Annotated in this window: 3 protein-coding genes; 1 reads left to right on the forward strand and 2 read right to left on the reverse strand. The window is 70.6% G+C overall.

The genetic code is table 11. The annotated features are described in order from the left end of the window. Positions 1 to 61 precede the first annotated feature (61 nt). Both STRTUCAR8_RS03675 and STRTUCAR8_RS53160 read right to left on the reverse strand, forming a co-directional pair. A complete protein-coding gene (locus STRTUCAR8_RS03675) occupies positions 62 to 826 on the reverse strand; it encodes a bestrophin-like domain (protein ID WP_006374077.1) in 765 nt (254 codons plus the stop codon). 18 nt (positions 827 to 844) lie between these two features. Beyond that, positions 845 to 1603, reverse strand: a complete 759-nt coding sequence (locus STRTUCAR8_RS53160) for a hypothetical protein (protein ID WP_199791663.1) — start codon at positions 1601 to 1603, stop codon at positions 845 to 847. A 273-nt stretch (positions 1604 to 1876) separates the two neighbouring features. On the opposite strand from STRTUCAR8_RS53160, the gene STRTUCAR8_RS03685 reads away from it, so the two are divergent. Next, a complete protein-coding gene (locus STRTUCAR8_RS03685) occupies positions 1877 to 2872 on the forward strand; it encodes an SCO0930 family lipoprotein (protein WP_006374078.1) in 996 nt (331 codons plus the stop codon). Positions 2873 to 3202: the final 330 nt, after the last annotated feature.

The raw sequence follows: 3202 nt of genomic DNA on the forward strand, positions 1-3202 counted from the left end.
CCCCGGAGTGCGGTGCGTGCGGTGAGGAACCGTCAGCCCATCGGCGCCGGTCCTCGGACGGTCAGCGGCCCGCGCCAGGGAAGAGCGCCAGGAACGGATCCGCCGTGGCCGTGATGCCGCGGCTGTAGGGCGCGTCGAAGTCCCAGATCAGGAAGAGCAGGAAGGCGATCAGGGTGGAGAAGAGCCCGGCCAGGATCAGTTCGCGGGGTGTGCGGCGGATCTGGAGGGCGAAGATCATGCCGACCGTGATCACGGCGCCCGCGATCAGGCCGAACCAGACGACGCCGGGCATGGTCGGCCCGGTCGAGTCGGCGCGGGCCGTGCGTGCCTGGTCCGCGGTGGTCACCTGGTCGAGGAGCGGCTGGTAGGCCTGGGCCTGGAAGTCCGTCGTCGGCTCGTAGTCGGTGACGTCGACGCGGACCCGCTGCAGCAGCTGGTCGCCGCGCTTGGTGACCTGGCCGTTGTCCGCCATCTCCTGCCACTCGGTTTTGACGACGTGTCCGACATAGGCGTTGACGTCGGCCCGAACACGGTCACGGACGTCGGGCGGGTAGACGCGGACCCGCTCGGAGATCTCGTGCAGTGCGTGGGCCTCCGTCGAGACGTGGTCCTGGGCGACGCCGCGCGCCTCCCAGACGCCGGCGATGGCCAGGCCCAGCACGATGGCGTACACCACGCCGATCCACATCGTCATGTACTCGATCACGTCCGGGGTGTCGGACGGATCCTCGTCCTCGGGGGCCCTGCGGTCCCGTACGAAGGTGATGAGGATGACGACCGCGCACGCGGCCGCGATCGCGAGGGCGAGAACAAGCCATTCCGACAAGGGGATGCCTCCAAGGGGTCAGCGCGGACGCAGCGCGGCGACGGCGATCACGGCGGGCAGGGTGATGAGCAGGGTGAACGAGACCAGCGAAGGGCCGCCGCGCACGGTCCGCTCGTGCGCGGACACGCGGTAGGGCGGATACGTCACCGCGGTCGGTGTCGCGGTCGGGCTCGGGCTCGGCTCCGGGGTGCGCGTCGGTGTGCGCGCGGGTGCGGGTGCGGGTGCCGGCGCGGGGGGCGGCGGACTCGGGGTCGGCCGGGGGGCCGGAGCGGGCGGCGGGGCCGGTGGCTTCGGCTCGGGCGCCGGCGTCGGCTGCCGCGGGGGAGTGGGTTTCGGGGTGGGTGTGGGAGTGGGAGTGGGCCTCGGTTTCGGTGGCGGAGGGGGTTCCGGCGTGGGCGTGGGTGTCGGCGTGGGTGTCGGCGTCGGTGGGGGAGTCGGCGTCGGTGTGGGGCAGGGCGGTGTCGGTGTCGGGGTCGGGCACCAGGAACCGGTGCCGACGACGACCGCCGTACCGTTCCCGGTGACGGCCGCTCCACCGTTGCCCGTGCTGACCGACCAGCCGTCCGGGGCGGCGACCGGGACACCGGTGCCGACCGTGACCGTGGCGCCGTTCCCGGTGACCGTCACCGAGGTGTCGCTGCCCGAGCCGGTGGAGACGGAGACGCATGTCGTCGCCTCGGCCGTCCCGACGGGCATGCCGACGAGCAGCCAGGTCAGGCCCAGCAGCGCCAATACCCGTATGGCGGGGGCGAATCGGGTCCGTGTGGGTCCATACACGACGAAGATCATGTGTGCTGGGCGCTCCCGCGCGCGCGGGAGCGCGAGGAGATTGCCCCGAACGAGTGACATATGTCGTGCAGCGGTTTGGATCACCCGTTCTAGGTGGGGCCGCTGATCGTCCTCGTGTACGAGCTGTGACGGGTGTGGCCACAGGTTGCGGAAAGAATTTTGTGCCGCGGTTGAACACAGTGACCGTCGCCGCCCGTACCTAGGACCGTGCGGCGGCCCAGCAGGGCGTCGCAACACCCTAACGATTACGGGGAGTACGTAATGAAGACCTCCTGGCGGAGCGCCTCACTCGTAGCGTCAGCTGCGGCCGTGCTGGTGCTGACGACGGCGTGCGGTCAGGACAAGGGCACGGACACGAGCAGCCAGAACGTCGGCGCGGCCGCCCCGGCCGCCGGTGGTTACGGCTCCGTGGCCGGTACGGGCACCGCCGGAACAGGTACGGGTACGGACACCGGCACCGACACCGGGGCGGACACCGGTGCCGGGGCCGACGGGGAGCAGGCCGCCGCGGGCAACTCGGCGTCGGCGGGCCAGTTGAACGTGGTCGCCAGCGCGGCGGTCGGCAAGGTGCTGGCCAGCAGCAGCGGCCGTACGCTCTACCGCTTCGACGCGGACACGGCCGAACCGCCGAAGTCCAACTGTGACGGCGACTGCGCCACCGCCTGGCCGCCGGTTCCCGCGGACGACGTCTCGGCCGGAGCCGGTGTCGATTCCGCGCTCCTGGGCGAGGTGACCCGTTCCGACGGCACCAAGCAGCTCACCGTCGGCGGCTGGGCCGCCTACTACTACGCCAAGGACACCTCGCCCGGCGACATCAAGGGCCAGGGTGTGGGCGGCAAGTGGTACGGCCTCGCGCCCGACGGCAAGAAGGCGACGCTCGCCGCGCTGCCCGGCCTGTCCACCCGCAACGACCCCAAGCTCGGCACGATCGTCGTCGACAAGAAGGGGATGACGGTCTACCGCTTCCTGAAGGACGAGGCCTGGCCGAAGCCGGTGTCCGCCTGTGTCGGCGCCTGCCTGGACAAGTGGCCGGTCGTCTCGCCGGTCGCCTTCAACGACACCAAGGGCATCAAGGAGAAGGGCTACATGAACTTCACCCGGCCCGACAACGGTGCCAAGCAGCAGACACTCAACTGCTCGCCCATCTACACCTTCATCAACGACAAGGAGCCCGGCGACACCAACGGGCAGGGCGTCGGCGGCACCTGGTACGCCGTGGCACCCGACGGCAAGCTGGTCGGAGCGCCCAACCAGTAACAGGGCGAACGGACTTCTCCGGGCCTGCTCCCTTCCTGAGGGGCCGGTAGCACCGCTCGCAGCCCTGACAGGCCGTCGTGCCGAAGGGGCCAGAGGTCTCCGGTCCAGCCGGATCGAGCTCGACTTCGGCTCCCTGGGACGGGATCGCGGCTGCGACCGGGTTCTGCTGGCCGCGCCGTTCCTTGGTTCTGCAGTCGAACGAACACCACTCGCGGGGCCGGCCGTCGGCTCTGGGAAGGAGTGGTTCCTGGCAGTGACGGCAGGTCGCGGTCGGAAGCGGGCTGCGGGTCCAGTGGGAGATCCTGATACTGCAGCGTTTCGAGCATGCTT

The organism is Streptomyces turgidiscabies Car8, from assembly GCF_000331005.1.
In the GTDB taxonomy this organism is placed as follows: Bacteria; Actinomycetota; Actinomycetes; order Streptomycetales; family Streptomycetaceae; genus Streptomyces; species Streptomyces turgidiscabies.

Excerpts from the sequence above, each read along its gene's own strand:
- STRTUCAR8_RS03685 (WP_006374078.1), top strand. The coding sequence starts at position 1,877 with ATGAAGACCTCCTGGCGGAGCGCCTCACTCGTAGCGTCAGCTGCGGCC.